The organism is Pseudomonas sp. P5_B3, from assembly GCF_056400405.1.
In genome coordinates this window covers 38,558-52,330 of sequence record NZ_JBFULI010000017.1, presented here as the reverse complement: position 1 = coordinate 52,330, position 13,773 = coordinate 38,558, and the positions used below count along the sequence as shown (strand labels likewise).

Annotated in this window: 9 protein-coding genes and 1 pseudogene; 5 read left to right on the top strand and 5 right to left on the bottom strand. The window is 59.2% G+C overall.

The genetic code is table 11. The features are described 5' to 3' along the window. Nucleotides 1–8: 8 nt before the first annotated feature. Both AC1DRN_RS12675 and AC1DRN_RS12670 read right to left on the bottom strand, forming a co-directional pair. A complete protein-coding gene (locus tag AC1DRN_RS12675) occupies nucleotides 9–1,628 on the bottom strand; it encodes an FMN-binding glutamate synthase family protein (RefSeq protein WP_223458244.1) in 1,620 nt (539 codons plus the stop codon). A gap of 165 nt (nucleotides 1,629–1,793) precedes the next feature. Continuing rightward, entirely contained in the window at nucleotides 1,794–2,594 is an 801-nt protein-coding gene (locus AC1DRN_RS12670; RefSeq protein ID WP_007985741.1) for a helix-turn-helix transcriptional regulator, read from the bottom strand. Between the two features lie 124 nt (nucleotides 2,595–2,718). On the opposite strand from AC1DRN_RS12670, the gene AC1DRN_RS12665 reads away from it, so the two are divergent. Together AC1DRN_RS12665 and AC1DRN_RS12660 are read left to right on the top strand one after the other, a co-directional pair. After that, nucleotides 2,719–3,540: a carbon-nitrogen hydrolase family protein gene (locus tag AC1DRN_RS12665; protein WP_223458246.1), complete on the top strand. Its 822-nt coding sequence runs from the start codon at nucleotides 2,719–2,721 to the stop codon at nucleotides 3,538–3,540. Nucleotides 3,541–3,779: 239 nt separating this feature from the next. Next, nucleotides 3,780–5,105 carry an APC family permease gene (locus tag AC1DRN_RS12660; protein WP_223458248.1) on the top strand — a complete coding sequence of 442 codons (1,326 nt, stop codon included), beginning with the start codon at nucleotides 3,780–3,782 and terminating at the stop codon, nucleotides 5,103–5,105. 79 nt (nucleotides 5,106–5,184) lie between these two features. On the opposite strand, the gene AC1DRN_RS12655 is transcribed toward AC1DRN_RS12660, so the two are convergent. Beyond that, nucleotides 5,185–5,640, bottom strand: coding sequence for a hypothetical protein (locus AC1DRN_RS12655; protein ID WP_223458251.1), 456 nt, complete (start codon nucleotides 5,638–5,640; stop codon nucleotides 5,185–5,187). Between the two features lie 178 nt (nucleotides 5,641–5,818). On the opposite strand from AC1DRN_RS12655, the gene AC1DRN_RS12650 reads away from it, so the two are divergent. The 3 genes and pseudogenes from AC1DRN_RS12650 to AC1DRN_RS12640 all read left to right on the top strand — a co-directional run bounded on the left by AC1DRN_RS12650 (nucleotide 5,819) and on the right by AC1DRN_RS12640 (nucleotide 6,944). Continuing rightward, nucleotides 5,819–6,262 (top strand): NUDIX hydrolase, encoded by a 444-nt coding sequence (locus AC1DRN_RS12650; RefSeq protein WP_223458253.1) that lies wholly within the window; start codon nucleotides 5,819–5,821, stop codon nucleotides 6,260–6,262. Between the two features lie 65 nt (nucleotides 6,263–6,327). Further along, a pseudogene (locus tag AC1DRN_RS12645) lies at nucleotides 6,328–6,444 on the top strand (LysE family translocator); the annotation flags it as partial. Nucleotides 6,445–6,446: 2 nt separating this feature from the next. Next, complete coding sequence (locus AC1DRN_RS12640; RefSeq protein ID WP_223458255.1) at nucleotides 6,447–6,944, top strand: GNAT family N-acetyltransferase; 498 nt, start codon at nucleotides 6,447–6,449, stop codon at nucleotides 6,942–6,944. A gap of 121 nt (nucleotides 6,945–7,065) precedes the next feature. Here the strand turns inward: AC1DRN_RS12640 and metR are convergent, their stop codons facing one another. After that, complete coding sequence (gene metR, locus AC1DRN_RS12635) at nucleotides 7,066–7,983, bottom strand: transcriptional regulator MetR (protein WP_223458257.1); 918 nt, start codon at nucleotides 7,981–7,983, stop codon at nucleotides 7,066–7,068. Between the two features lie 199 nt (nucleotides 7,984–8,182). Next, nucleotides 8,183–13,744, bottom strand: a complete 5,562-nt coding sequence (locus tag AC1DRN_RS12630; protein ID WP_223458259.1) for a dermonecrotic toxin domain-containing protein — start codon at nucleotides 13,742–13,744, stop codon at nucleotides 8,183–8,185. Between the last annotated feature and the right edge of the window lie 29 nt (nucleotides 13,745–13,773).

Here is a 13,773-nt window from a genome sequence, read left to right as displayed (position 1 = left end):
ATTGAGCATTAAGCCGCCGCTATTTCACTCGGCTCGAAACTGTCGGCCCGGGCCATCTGCCACATCCGCGAATAGAACTCGCCGTTCACTTCACCCGTCAGCAATTCCCCTGGCTTGAGGAACACGTGCAGCTGCGAGAACAACTTGATCTCGGTCGCCGACATGCGTCGTACCAGGTGCTTGGCCGATAGCTGCGACGGATGTTCGAGGCCGGCGGCGGCGAGCATTTCCGCCAGGGCCTTGAGGGTGTTGCGGTGGAAGTTGTAAACCCGCTGGGCCTTGTCCGGTACCACCAGTGCGCGCTGGCGCAAGGTGTCCTGGGTGGCGACGCCGGTCGGGCATTTATTGGTGTGGCAGCTCTGCGACTGGATGCAGCCGATGGCGAACATGAAGCCGCGCGCCGAGTTGGCCCAATCGGCGCCGATGGCCAGCACGCTGGCGATGTCGAAGGCGCTGACGATCTTGCCGCTGGCGCCGAGCTTGATCTTGTCCCGCAGATTCAGGCCCACCAGGGTGTTGTGCACGAACAGCAGGCCTTCGCGCATCGGCACGCCGATGTGGTCGGTGAACTCCACGGGTGCGGCGCCGGTGCCACCTTCCTTGCCGTCAACGACGATGAAGTCCGGGAGGATGCCAGTCTCCAGCATGGCCTTGGCGATGCCCATGAACTCCCACGGATGGCCGAGGCAGAACTTGAAGCCCACCGGTTTGCCGCCGGACAGTTCGCGCAGTTGTGCGATGAAATGCATCATTTCGATGGGTGTGGAAAACGCGCTGTGGCGTGACGGTGACACACAGTCTTCGCCCATCAGGATGCCGCGGGTTTCGGCGATTTCTTTGGTGACCTTGTGCTTGGGCAGGATGCCGCCATGGCCGGGCTTGGCGCCCTGGCTCATCTTGATTTCGATCATCCGCACCTGGGGCGTCCGGGCTTGCGCCGCGAAGCGTTCCGGGTCGAAGCGACCGTCGCTGGTGCGGCAGCCAAAGTAACCGCTACCCAGTTCCCAGGTCAGATCGCCACCGTTTTCCCGGTGATAGGGGCTGATGCTGCCTTCGCCGGTGTCATGGGCGAAATTACCCAGCTTGGCACCCTGGTTCAACGCGCGGATGGCGTTGGCGCTGAGCGAGCCGAAACTCATGGCCGAGATATTGAACACCGACGCCGAATACGGCTGGGTGCACTGCGGCCCGCCGACGGTGACCCGGAAACTGCTCGGGTCGCTCAACGGCGCGGGGCGCATGGAATGGCCGATGAATTCGAAACCCGACTGATACACGTCAATCAGCGTGCCGAAGGGTTTGTCGGCGGTTTCATTCTTGGCCCGGGAGTAGACCAGCGAGCGCTGGGCCCGGGAGAAGGGCAGGGCGTCGCTGTCGGATTCGAGCAGGTACTGACGGATTTCCGGGCGGATGCCTTCGACCAGGTAGCGGATATTGCCGAGGATCGGGTAATTTCGGCGCACCGCGTGGGGACTTTGCAGCAGATCGAACAGGCCGATCAGGCTGAGGACGGCGGTGACGGCGGTTATCGGCCAGAGCCATTCATATTCAAGAAACGGCAGGCTGGCGAGGGTGAAAATCACGCAGACGGCAAAGAAGGCGTAGCGGCTCAGGAGTGACAGGCTCATACGGTTTCCTTGGGTTCGGACTCAATAAATTTGGCTAAACACAAAACACTGTGGGAGCGAGCTTGCTCGCGATGGCGGTCTTTCATTCAGTATTGATAGCGACTGAACCACCGCTATCGCGAGCAAGCTCGCTCCCACATAAAAGCAAAGTGCTCCACAGGTCATTCAGGCATTTTGTGCCTGCAGAAAAATCGAAAACAGCTCGGACTGGGACTTGATCCCCAGCTTGCTGTACATGTGTTTCTTGTGGACTTTCACGGTTTCGACCGAGATTTCCAGCTTACGGGCGATTTCTTTACTGGAGCAACCGCTGAGCATCAAGCGCCCGACATCCAGCTCCCGGGCCGTCAACTGCGCACCTTTGAGCTGCTGCACCGAGGCCTCCAGTTGTACCCGCCAATCAGCTTGCGGCGGTGCGGGGGCCAGGGCCACGACTTCGTTGATTTCATAGGGTAGACGCTGGCGCAACAGGCCGAGCACCCACGGCTGGATCAACGACAACAAGGCGATCTGCTGGCCGCTGAAGCGCTGGGTGCTGCCCAGCGACAGGCACAGCGTGCGGTCGCCTTCGAGCTGACAATTGAACTGGATTTCGTCGGCCACCACATTAAGACGAAAGTAGCGTTGGTAATACTCGGTCAGCTCGAAGTGCTCCGGGGCCACTTCCGAAAGGCGATACAGCCCGGTGCGTGATTGCTCGCGGCAGGCGATGTAGAACGGGTCGAGCAGGTACAGGCCGCGTAGGTAATCCTGGAACAGTTGATCAGGGCTGCCATCCTCGCCGGGGCACTCGGCGAACACCTGCGGGCGCTGATCGGCACTGAAAAGCAGGGCCACCCAGCTGTCGAAGGACACGTACTGGTCCAGCAGGCGTACAAGCTGGGTCCAGAAATTGGGCTTGTCCAGGGCGTCGATCAGTTGCCCCACCGAGCGGTGCCAGGCGATGTCGTCCAACGAGAGTGTCATGCATCTACCCCTATCGTGTTACCCCAGCGGCGTAATTCCCCGCCCGGTTGCTTGCTGCGCATACTGGCGCACAGACACCGACCGGGCAATCTTTCTGCCGCCCGGCCCATGACAAGGAATACCCATGAAGGTCGAACTCGCCCAATTGGCAGGCCGTGACAACGATACGGCCTACAACCTCGAACGCACCCTGGCGGCGATGGCTGCGTGCGCAGCCGACACGCAACTGATCCTGTTCCCCGAAGGCCACTTGATGGGCTTCCCTTCGGCGGAGTCCGTGGCCGAGGTGGCCGAGGCGCTGGACGGCCCGTCTGTCAGTGCGGTGATCGCCGCCGCCCGCCAGCGCAATATCGCCGTGGCCATCGGCATGGCCGAAAACGACAACGGCCGTTTCTACAACACCACGTTGCTGATCACCCCAGAGGGCATCGCGCTGAAATACCGCAAGACTCACTTGTGGGCTTCGGATCGCGGTGTCTACGAGGCGGGCGATCGCTACGCCACTTGCCTGTTCAACGGCGTGCGTGTGGGCCTGCTGATTTGCTACGACATCGAATTCCCCGAAAGCGCCCGCGCCCTGGCGCAATTGGGTGCCGAACTGTTGATCGTCACCAACGGCAACATGGACCCGTACGGCCCGACCCACCGCACCGCGATCATGGCCCGCGCCCAGGAAAACCAGGCGTTTGCGCTGATGGTCAACCGGGTGCAAGAGGGTGACGGTGGTTTGTTGTTTGCCGGCGGCAGCGCATTGGTCGATCCGCTGGGCACCTTGTTGTTCGAAGCCGGACGCGAGGAAGGGCAGTTTGCGGTCGAACTGGACCTGAACCGGTTGACGGCGGCGCGCCAGGATTATCGCTATCTGGATGATCAGCGGCTGAGATTGCCGGGGGAGGTGGTTGAGCATGCATCCGGATTGCGCGAGCTGCTGATTCCAGCGCGCTGATCCGGATTACTTGTCGACCGGGCTGCCGCCATCGCGAGCAGGCTCGCTCCCACAGGATTTGTGTCATTAACAAAATCTGAATCCACAGGAGACCCCTGTGGGAGCGAGCTTGCTCGCGATGGGGGCCTGACAGACGACACACCTGTTTGACCATTCACCCTAGAACAACAACGCAACACCCGTAACTTGCGCCGAACTCGGCTCTGCCATAAATCCAATAAAATCCGGAGTAGTCGCTCATGGCTCGTTTGCAACGCACCCTGTCATTAGGGTCGGTGGTGCTGTTTGGCATCGCCTACATGACGCCGATCATTGTACTCGGCACCTTTGGCATCCTCGCCCAATCCACCGCCGGCATGGTGCCGGCCGCGTACCTCGCKGCGCTGGTGGCGATGTTCTTCACCGCCATGAGCTACGGGCGCATGGCCTCGGCGTTCCCGGTGGCCGGCTCGGCCTACAGCTATGTGCGCAAGGCCATCAGCCCGAAACTCGGGTTCATCGCCGGTTGGGCGGTGCTGCTCGATTACCTGTTCCTGCCGATGGCGATCTGGCTGATCGGTGCGGCCTACCTCAACTCCGCATTCCCGGCCGTGCCGCAGTGGGTCTGGGTGCTGGCGTTCATCGGCATCACCAGCGCGATCAACATCGTCGGCCTGAAACTGGCCAACGGCATCAACGCCTTGCTGATGCTGGTGCAGTTTTTGGTGCTGATCGCCTTCGTCGCGTTGTGCGTGCATTACGTCGGCGGCGATGCGAGCACGCCGTTGTGGTCGATCAAACCGTTCTTCAATGGTGACATGCAGATGCCGTTGATCATGAGCGGCGCGGCCATCGCCTGCTACTCGTTCCTCGGCTTCGACGCGGTCAGCACCCTGACCGAAGAAACCCGCGATCCACGCCGCACCATTCCCCGGGCGATTATGCTGATCACCCTGATCGGCGGGCTGATTTTCGTCGGTGTCTCGTACTTTGTGCAGATTGCTCATCCGTCGTTCCAGTTCGACAACGTCGACTCGGCGGCCTACGAAATTGCCCGCAACATCGGTGGCGACCTGTTCGTATCGATCTTCCTGATCGGCCTGATCGTCGGCCAGTTCGCCTCGGGCCTGTCGGCCCAAGCCAGCGGTTCGCGGCTGCTGTATGCCATGGGCCGCGACGGCGTGTTGCCAAAAGCGTTTTTCGGCACCTTACACGAACGCTTCGGCACGCCCATCAACAGCATCCTGCTGTGCGCAGTGGTGGCGTTGCTGGCACTGAAACTGGACGTCACCACCTCGACCTCGTTCATCAACTTCGGTGCGTTCCTGGCGTTCAGCCTGGTCAACCTGTCGGTGATCTTCCATTACTGGATCGGTGGCGAGAAAAAAGGTGCGCGCGAATTCGTGCTGTTCCTGCTGTTTCCGTTCATCGGCCTRGCGGCGGATTTGTGGCTGATGGTCAGCCTCGATCATCTGGCGGTGTACCTGGGGTTGACCTGGCTGGCGATTGGCGTGGTGTACCTGGCAGTGTTGACCGGTGGTTTCCGTCGGCAGCCGCCGGAGATGGATTTCCAGGAAGCGGCGTAAGCGAACAGCTTATGAGCTGATCACGCAGCGAAGTGCAAAAAAAAGGCGAACATCCTCAAGGATGTTCGCCTTTTTTGTCTCAAGCATGAGTGGCTTGTTGTTGTTCGTGTTTTTGCTTGTCACGGGGAAGGGTGTTGATGCAGTAGTTGACGTAGTAGAAGGTGAAAAGTCCGATATAGACCAGGTTCATGCGCAGTTCGAAGTTGTGTTCAGCCAAGGCATATGCCTTTAACACCCTTCGTACACGGAAACACCAGAGCAGGGTCAGCAGTAAATATAGTATGAACAGAACACCTATAAGGACGGATGCATCGTCGTGAGGTACCGGGCCGAGAGTTCCGATAAAACCCATGATGATCAGATAGAAGGCAAATAAAGCCGGGCTCATCGTCTTGATGTGAGTGACCTCCTCAAGTGCCGTGAAGGTTTTGTACATCCAGACATTTATATAGAGCCCACCAGACAATAGTCCCAGTAGAAGGAGAGTAAACGTCTTGGTGTTGATTTTTTCTTTCAGCGTAGAAATGTCAGACATGCGAGGCGTTCCAGTGGCGGCGGAGGGCGATTGACCGGTGAAGATCGGCAGAACACGCTACCAAAGTCGCTCGTGGGAAATTTCCGGGCTTGTTGGCGGAGAGTTCCGGATTCACTCTTGGCCGAGTTTTGAAGGCATGGGATTCTGTGCATCCCTCAACATGGACCTGTGGTCAGCGATGTCTTCTTCTATAAATGTTTCACTCAATCATTCCAGGCTCATCCGCATTGCCGCCGCCCTGCTGATCGGCCCTGATGGCCGCACACTGTTGGTGCGCAAGCGCGGCACCACGGCGTTCATGCAGCCGGGTGGCAAGATCGAGCCTCATGAATTGCCGGTCCACGCCCTGGCCCGGGAACTGGAAGAAGAACTGGGTCTGGACATCGACCCGGCGCAGGCCGTTTACCTCGGTCACTTCTCGGCACCGGCCGCCAACGAGCCGGGTTTTGTCGTACACGCCGAACTCTTTCAGCTGAATATTGATTCAGATGTCACCCCGGAAGCAGAGATCGAAGAAGTGATCTGGATCGACCCCGCCACCGATGGCGGTGTCAGCCTGGCGCCATTGACACGGGACCTGATCCTGCCGTTTTATCGGGCATCGCTGACCGCGATCGCCTGATCATCACGCAAAGGACCTCGCCCATGATCCCGCCTTCAGGACCTACTGATTTTTGCCGCTGCCGCGTTGCATCCTGGTTCGTCAACAATCCGTCCTGGCTGGCGATGCAGCGCTATTTCATGGGCTTCGTATTGTCGGCACTGGCGCTGCGGCTGATGCTTGAGCAAAAACGGATGGCTTGAGCATGTGGATCGAACGCCTGGATGTCAGCCATGCCCTGGACTACCGGGCGCTGATGCTCGAAGCCTACGACTTGCACCCGCAGGCCTTCACCTCGAGTGTGCGCGAGCGAGCGGTGATGCCGCTGAGCTGGTGGGAGTCGCGCCTGAGCGGCAAGCTGGACGTGGTGCTCGGGGCGTTTGAGGAAGGCCGGTTGGCCGGCATCGTCGGCCTCGCGTTCGAGCCAAGGGAAAAGGCCCTGCACAAGGTGACGCTATTTGGCATGTACGTCTCGCCGACGGTCCGCCAGCGCGGGCTCGGCTATCTGCTGGTTCAGGCTGCCTTGGCCGAGGCGCAGAGCCATGCGGGTTTGCGCCTGATCCAGTTGACCGTCACCGCCGGCAATGATGCCGCGTTCAACCTCTACCAGCGCTGCGGCTTCGTCCAGTTCGGCCTGGAACCGATGGCTGTGCGGGTAGGGGAGGATTATTTCGACAAGATCCACATGTGGCGCGAGCTCTAAGAACACCACAATACCCTGTGGGAGCGAGCTTGCTCGCGATGGCGGCGTGTCAGTCAATGCAGATGTTGAATGTCAGACCGCSATCGCGAGCAAGCTCGCTCCCACAGGGATATGTGTCGCTCTATCGAACTGCGCTAACCCCATCCAATGTCGAAAACGACGTGTCCTTGGCCGTCAGCAAGAAGTCGCGCATGTACGGTGCATCCAGCATGTCGGCACGGATTGCCGCATACAACGTCGCGAACAAACCTTTCTCACCCAGCCGCTTGGCTTTCACGTAGCCCCGTGAGCTGTACTCATGCAGTGCCCAATGGGGCATGCCGCACACGCCGCGACCGCTGGCCACCAGTTGCATCATCATCACCGTCAGCTCCGAGGTGCGGACCTGGGCCGGTTCGATGTCGGCGGGTTCGAGGAAGCGGGTGAAGATGTCCAGCCGATCCCGTTCCACCGGGTAGGTGATCAAGGTTTCCGGGAGCAGGTCTTCCGGGACGATATAGGCCTTGCTGGCCAGGCGGTGCTGATTGGCCACCGCGAGCATCGCTTCATAAGTGAACAGCGGTACATAGGTGATCCCGGCCAGATCCAGCGGGTCGGAGGTCACCACCAGGTCCAGATCGCCACGGGCCAAGGCCGGCAGCGGGGCGAAAGAGAAGCCCGAGGCCAGGTCCAGCTCGACTTCCGGCCAGGCATCGCGGAACTGGTCGATGGTCGGCATCAGCCACTGGAAGCAACTGTGGCATTCGATGGCCATGTGCAGGCGACCAGCGGTGCCCCCGGCCAGGCGACTGATGTCGCGCTCGGCAGCGCGCAACAGCGGCAGGGTGGCGTCGGCCAATTGCAGCAGGCGCAGACCGGCGCTGGTGAACCGCACCGGTTTGGTCTTGCGCACGAACAACGGCATGCCCATGCGCTCTTCCAGTTCTTTGAACTGGTGAGACAGGGCCGACTGGGTCAGGTGCAGGCGATCGGCCGCATCCACCAGGCTGTCAGCTTCGCGCAAGGCGTGCAGGGTCTTCAGGTGACGGATTTCAAGCACCGGTGGCTCCATGAGTGAAACTTGTGATCAATACGAAAAGGTTGAGTTTGTCTCATGTTGGCTTGAGTGTCGACAATGTCGCCATGTTTTACAGCAACTTTTATGGAGCAAACATTCATCATGGACAAAAAACCGTTGAGCTTTCCTGCTCAACGGTTTTTTAGATCAGCGAACATTCCAGGATGACTGGACGCAGGACTCAAAGCCCTTCGAAGTGAGCAACGACACCTGACCGTTTACCGATATCCGCGTAGGGTAGGTCCGCGTTGTCAGCATGAGTCAGAAACCGGTGCGCAGGCAGCTTCAAGTGAGCTTTCTCGAATTGTCGCAGCGCCGGCGTTGCGCTGGAGTAATGAAAGTGCGCATACCACAGTATTGCGGCAGGCTCGAGCGTAAGATCCCAGATTTCGTATTCCTGCATGTAGTCGTTGCGACCGTCCTTGCGTTTACCGAGGTTCTTGAGCTGGCTGGTTTTACGGATGTCGACGGCGTTCTGATCGAGCAGATCTTCGAGCATCCCATCCGTGGGTTTTTTGGTGGTCAGCGACTGCCGGGTGCGCATTTCCCGTCCGGTATTTGTAAGTGCTCCGGCCTTGTCGCGCAGCTGTCGAATGAGTGGGTTTTGAGCATCTATCGCCTGGATGCGATCGGCGCGGCGGCTGAGTTCGCCTGCTTCGCTGACCATCATGTGTTCCAGGTCAACCGGGAGCATGTCTTGATCGGCATAGGTATCAACCCTGGACTGATACGTTGGCTGAAAATCCAGGCGCTTTTGGGCTTCGTCCACCAGCGTTGCAAGATCCATTGGAACCGGTGCCGGTGTTTCGACCGTCGGATTCAACTGGCGGAACTTGCCATCACCGGTTGGTTCCCAGACTTCCCCCTCGTTTACTTCGAAATGCCGCTTTGTCTTTTTCTTGTCCCACTTTTCAACTCCGATCAGCCACTGGTTGTCTTCGGTGGGGAAGACCTTCTTCTCGATTTTCCCCGCAGGTGCCGCCGGGGCGGGTTGATCAATACCCTTGCGGGCCCACTCAGTCATCTTTTCGATTCCGCTCAGCAACGGTTCAACCGCCTCCATATGGAAATGTTGCGGGTAGCTGGTGGTCCAGATTTTCATTTCGCGACGAAATTGCGTGTACAGCGTAATGCAGTCCTGGAGGATCTGGTTACGTTGTTCCCGCGTGACGCTCACTTCCGGGAGGCTGTCTTGCGTATACAAGGCGCGATCGACCTTGGCACGAAGCTCCTGCGTCTGTCCTTGCAGGTAAAGCCAGGAGGTATCGCTGGTCCTGGCGTAGTGTTTGACAATTTCCAGGTAGTTGGCGGTTCTCAGATAAACCACATTGCTTTCACTGAGCTTTGCGTTCAAATGCTCGACATCGCGCCTTATGCAGTCTTTGTCTTTTTTGATGCGGATGCGATCGTACCAACGGTTGACATCGCCCTTGAATACCTCCATTTGATCCAGCTTGCGTACGAACTCCATGCGCAATTTGCGGATTTCCTCCAGTAAGCTCAAACGCTGGCTGAGTGCCTCCCTTGGTAACTCGTCCAGTTTCGCGCTCAGCACGGAAATCCGTTGCGTCAACGGGATGCTACTGTGGGAGGCAAAAATCGCTCGTTGTCTGTAGCGATCCGCTATCAACCAGGCGGTGCTGCTTTGCCCCTCGATCACGGTGCGCTCTTTTCTTGCTTGAGTCAGCGGTTCCAACTCAACCAGCGCGTCGTATCGGCGGGTGGCTGTTTCAATATCGCTGATACACACGGCTTCGACAGCGGGCATCAATGCCGGGCGATTTTCTGCCGCGGCTTCGTGGTATTGGTCGATCGTTTCATTGTTTTTCTTGATTCGGGCATCAAGTTGGTAAGCAAGATCATCGGCTGTCTCGGTCAACTGATGTTGGCGGCGAAATCTTTGATCGGCCCACCAGCGCGGCAACCGTTCGCGAATGACCTGCGGCCAGACCTGATCGAGCGAATCTGCCAGCAGCCCGAACACTTGACCTCCACCAAGCCCGCCGCCTTCGAAGGTCGTCCCGTAGACCCCGAACCAGGTATCCCAATGACCTGTTTCATCCAGGGCAATCGGCTGTTTGTAGGTTTTTTGGGCGTTACCGAACAAGCGCCAATTGCGTGAGTCCTTGCTGAGTTCAACCTGAAAGATGCGCCCTTGGCGCACGATGAAGTCGCCGTCGACATGCCGGTAAATGCCACGGTAGAGGCCGTGAGCGGCTGGCTGCAAACCGCTGAGCGAGATCGGTTTTTCATAGTCGTAACCGGCGAAGCGTGCCACGACATGTCGGGCCTGGCGCTGCGAGATGCCATGCATCGCGGCTCCATGCCTGGCTAACTTATGCAGCTGGCGAGTGCGCGTCAGTGAGCGAGCCGCCTTGGAGCCGACCGAGAATGCTGCTTCACCGGGCAACAGATCCATGGCGGCGTCGATCAGCGACACCAGCATCGATTCGACTTCCGCCAGGCCATCTCCCACCTCTCCGCGCAAAAAGGCCGCCACCGCCTGGTTCGCGCTGGTCCAGGCATCGTAGAGGGCGAAAGCGCTGCCAATGAAAGGCAGCATTCCCATCGCCATTTTTATGTAATTGAAGGCGCGCGGGCCTTTCAAGGCGTGACGCTCCATGTACAGTGCATCGTTGGAGCGGGATGTGCCGCGATGGGCCTCGATCAGGCGCCCCATATGCGCATTGAGCAGATGGGCGGCCAGTGAGGTGGTCGCCGGCCAGCTCACGCCAACACCGATCATTGCGTCGAAGTTTTTCAGCATGGCCTGTTTGATGCGGCTTTCATGAGCCGGCACGCTGCCCTGCAAGGCCCGGCCCGCCAGGTAGGTGACCCATTTGTCATGCAGGCACAGATTGAACAGGGCCTTGCGCGCCGCTTCCAGGCTGTCGTAGTGACGCAGGAATTGGTCGTCGGGGCTGTCGGGCAGGTACAGCAACGTTACGCCGCTGATCTGTTCTTCGATGAAGGTCACGCCCGACAAGGTGACGGAGCCTTCATTGGGCGTGTCCTTGCCACCCGGGGTCAAGCAGGCCGGCAGCAATACGATGCGCTTGCCATCGGCTTTCCACGCTTGGGAGGTGCTTGCGTCGATGGCGATCTTCAGGATATTCAGGTCGTTCTGGTTGATGTGTTGTTGCAGGCGGGCGAATTCGCCTTGCAGCTTCAGCATCAGTGCCCAAGGTTCGATCAGGCTTTCACGGCGATGCTCCCTGACGAAAACGGGCTCGGTGGTCGCCCCCATGAAAGCGTCGTGGATCAGTTGTTCATAGGTCTTGGGCAAATCGAGTTCCGGCAGGACGCGTTTCAGATAGTCACGGGTAATGCCGCTGGTCAGGGTCTGACGCTCGGTTGCATCCGCCGTCGTGACCTCCACCCGCATGAAGCCCAGTTGCAGTGAAAGCGGCTCCAGGTTCATCGACGGGGTGTTGTCGATGTTGAGTTGAGCCAACTCATCCAGGGCCATTTTGCTGCGTGTGGTGCTGGGAATCAGTGCGAGTTTGTAGCCGGAATGTCCAGGCGCGGGATCGAATCGCTTTTCCCATTTCACCGAATCAGGCAAATCGATCTGCACATCGAAACTGCCCTCGATCGAGAAATCCTTGCGCAGACGGGCATGCAAGTGTTTGCGCGTGAAGTCATCGCGCGATTCCAGGGCGATGGTCATCAGCGCGTGGCTGCGTTTCATCGCCGGGATATAGGTCTCGATCAGGCTCCTGAGTCCGTTACGATCGTCCTCGGTCAGTTTGCTGAGCCAGCCGGGCAGGTTGGATGCCAGGGTCGCGCTTTGGCGTTGCTCCTGCAGATGGGCGAAGGCCAGGTTTCTGGCGGCGTGCACTGGAACCTGCAAGGTGGCGAGTGTTTTTTTACGCAATATCTCCAGCTGTTCGTCCCTTTGAGCGTCCGCGGCCGCTCCGACGTGACGCTGGCGAATTGCACCGGCCTGTTCTTCGAAGCCGCTGGTCAATTGATCCAGGCCATACAAGAGCGCGTCGCCGGTGATTTTTTTTAGCAGCACCGTCAGCCCGGTATTTCGATCGTGAATCTTGAATACCTGGCGTTCCAGCTCGCGACGGTTGGCGAACCGTTGCAGGCCACCACCGGTGCCGATCCAGTAGAGCAGCACGCTGTGCGGTGAGTCGGCTTCGGTCAGCGCATCCGCTCGGGTCACGATAAATGCGCCGTTGAGTGCCTGAGTGTTGACCGTGGTCTTGTCGCCGTCCTGTTGGCTCATTGACAGAGTTATGCTGGCCGCCACTGCGTCGGGGCCGGGATCGTCGGGAGTATCCAGCAGGGCCTTGAGCAGACTGCAATCATAGTCGTCCATTTGCTTGAGGGTTGATTGCAGCGCAGCCTCGGCGTGCAATCCAGCCTTATGGGCGCTGTGCAGGGCGGTGAACTCACTCTGGAAGGTGACCAGATCCGCTACTCGCGACCGATTCAGCAAGCCAGAAGCAGCCTTGTCGGCCGCTTGTTCAGCGGTTTCCAGGGCTTTGAGCGAGTCCTTGAACGGTTTCAGGCCCTCACCCTCGCCAGCCTCTTCGATCAGTGTTTCGAGTGCATCGCGCTGTTTTTTCAGTGTCGACTGGCGCAAGGACCAGGGGATATCGGGATAGAGGCTGCCGAACAGTGATGTTTGATCGGTCTCGGCAGCGTCATCGACCCCTTCCAGCTTGGGGGGTGAGGCGAAGACGGTGAGGTGGCTGCGCTGCTGATCGGTCCGGTCAGCCTGGACCAGCGATTGCGCGCCATGCGCCGCCAGCCCGGATTTACCGGGCGTTCCATGACGCAGGGCGGTGACCTGGGACTGCGACAGGTCCGCAAACAGCCCGCTGGCACCCACGACCATAGGGTCTGTCTGGGCGGTGTATTCATAACGAATGTTGTCGGTGGGCAAGCCGGTGGGAACGAGTGTCTGCAGGGACAGCCAGGTTTCCATGTCGCTGCGGGTATTGAATCGCTGGATGGCGACGGGCCGGCTGGGCAGATACAGCCATTGGGCGACCGTTGCCGGGTCCCCCACGCTGATGACCCACGCACCTTTGGGTTTGATTTTGCTGCCGTTGCTCAAGATCAGCGCCAGTTGCTCGGTGTGGACGGGCTGGTTGTCCAGTGTCAGCGCTCCGGCGGGCGGGTCGATGAGCAGTTGCAGGGGTTTGAACTGTTCTGCCGTCAGGGTTTTTCGGGCCAATGCCAAGTGAGCGGCCGCCTCGAAATGTTGACGGTACAGCTGCGTGGCCCGTTCTTTTCGCGACACCGCAGTGCCGGCAGCACGCTTGTCCCAGAAGGTTACCCAGCGTTCGCTGTGTGCCTGTACCGGGTCAAGCGTCTTGAGTCGTTCGAGCATTTGCAGCGGGGTCAGGGACGACAAGGTGTGGGCTTGATCCAGGCCGGTCACTGTGCAGCCCTGATCCAGTGTTGTCTCCAGCGTCGGGTGTTGCAGGACGAAGGCGCAGGCCTGGGTAAAGCTGACAAAATGTTCCGGCTGTTCATCCGTGGCGACGAAGAGCAAGCCGGCCTGTTGCCCGTCCAGATCCAGTTCCTGTTTGAGCAGTTGATCGAGCGTGTCGCGGATTCCCGGACTGTCGGCCATCAGCTCGCGCAAGCCCTGGCTGCTGTCCCGCCAGCGTGCCGAGGCTTTCAGAAACAGGCTTTCGTCGGGGAGGGACGGCAACGGGGAAAAGGGTGGTATGACAGCCTGCGCCGGGAAGGGCAGGTCGAAGAGCAGTCTATCGGTCATGGCAGTATGGCTCGGTGTACGGGGAGCAG